The sequence below is a fragment of the Campylobacter concisus genome (genome assembly GCF_002913545.1).
Taxonomy (GTDB): Bacteria; Campylobacterota; Campylobacteria; order Campylobacterales; family Campylobacteraceae; genus Campylobacter_A; species Campylobacter_A concisus_AV.
Genome location: NZ_PPBR01000078.1, coordinates 1 through 1,525, shown reverse-complemented (window position 1 = coordinate 1,525; position 1,525 = coordinate 1). Strand labels below are relative to the sequence as shown.

At 35.8% G+C, this 1,525-nt stretch carries 3 protein-coding genes; all 3 read left to right on the top strand.

Features of this window, described 5'->3' with window-relative positions:
* Window positions 1-586: replication protein (locus tag CYP05_RS04715; RefSeq protein ID WP_103596120.1), on the top strand; the 586-nt coding region annotated here is incomplete at its 5' end.
* The gene (locus tag CYP05_RS04710) at window positions 573-782 is read left to right on the top strand and encodes a hypothetical protein (RefSeq protein ID WP_087583823.1); all 210 of its coding nucleotides are present in this window, start codon (window positions 573-575) and stop codon (window positions 780-782) included. The genes CYP05_RS04715 and CYP05_RS04710, both read left to right, overlap by 14 nt.
* 617 nt (window positions 783-1,399) lie before the next feature.
* Window positions 1,400-1,525 (top strand): Rep family protein (locus CYP05_RS10350; RefSeq protein ID WP_219809358.1); only part of this gene is annotated, 126 nt, incomplete at its 3' end.

Genomic DNA, 1,525 nt, shown 5'->3' with positions numbered 1-1,525 from the left:
TATGGCACAAGATGCTAAAAATGTCAAAAAGAGAAACTGGGCTTTTGTTGCATACCCTGAGAGTATGCCAACCAACTGGCTTGAAATATTGCAAGAAACAGGCGCACCTATTGCTATTTCACCGCTACACGATAAAGATTTGAATGCTGATGAACACGAGAAAAAGGCACATTATCACGTAATTTGTTGCTGGGACGGTCCAGTTCGTTTTACTCAAGCCGAAAAATTGGCAAAATCTGTTAATGGCACAATTCCTATTCCTTTAGAGAGCATACGGGGCTATTATCGATATTTTACTCATAAAGACAACCCAGAGAAGCACCAGTATGATGAAAGCGAAATAAAGTGCCTTAATGGCTTTGCAATTACTGATTTTGTTGAGCTTAGTAAAAGTGAAGTAGTAAAAATTAAATATGATATTCTTGATTTGATAGAAAAGAACGGTTTTTGTGAATATTATGATTTGATTGAGTTTTTAAAAAATGACAATATTGAACGATTAGAAATAGCAATGAATAACACATTATTTTTTAATACTTATCTAAAATCAAAGAGACATAAGGGGTTAAAAAATGGCATTTCCTAAAAAGCACGAAAAAAGTAAAACTAGGGGGATAAGAATTAGCTGTGTCACAGATGAATTTTTAAAAGATTTATCAAGTAAAGATAAAGATTTTACTGCCAATGATTTTATAAATTTGCTTATCGAGAATTCTGACGAATATAAAAATTTTCTTGCTCGTAAGGCTGCCGAAGATAAAGAGCCTAAACTATTCGCATAGTCGCTATTTTAAAGGGGGTTAAGGGGGTGAAACCCTCCTTACGAGCACCCGCAGGATATACAAAACCGCAAGGATTTTGTATATACAAGGGGTATGCTCGCCCATAATAAAAATATACTTTTCAACTATAATTTTGTCGGACATTTTCGGCGTTAAAGCCTATCCTGCAATCAATAAAAAAGATGGGGTATGGGGTTATTACCCCATAAGTGTGGAGCATTAGGGCAACGCCCGCCCTAAGTGCTAATTAGAGAGCATAAACGCCGAAAAGCTCAAAACAAGGGGCCCCACGTCAGTGGGGAAGTGTTTTGAGCGGAAGGCTCTTGGCTATATATAATATAAGTGTGTAACCTACAAACTCCAAAAATTGGCAATTCTTGTCAAATTAATAAAAAACTCTTACCTTTAAGTTTTTGCACTGATCGAATTAAATTTTATAGCTGATTTTTGTGTTTGAATTTGGGGGGTTACTACGACACCCCCCAATGGGTGACTTGTGACATGTGACGTAAGTTTATTTTAAGTTATATTGTGACACAATTCAAGTATCAAAAAAAAAGAGAACCTGAAACACCTTTTTAAATTTATGGTTCTCTTTTTTAGAATGGAGTTAAATTATGGCACAAGATGCTAAAAATGTCAAAAAGAGAAACTGGGCTTTTGTTGCATACCCTGAGAGTATGCCAACCAACTGGCTTGAAATATTGCAAGAAACAGGCGCACCTATTGCTATTTCACCGCTA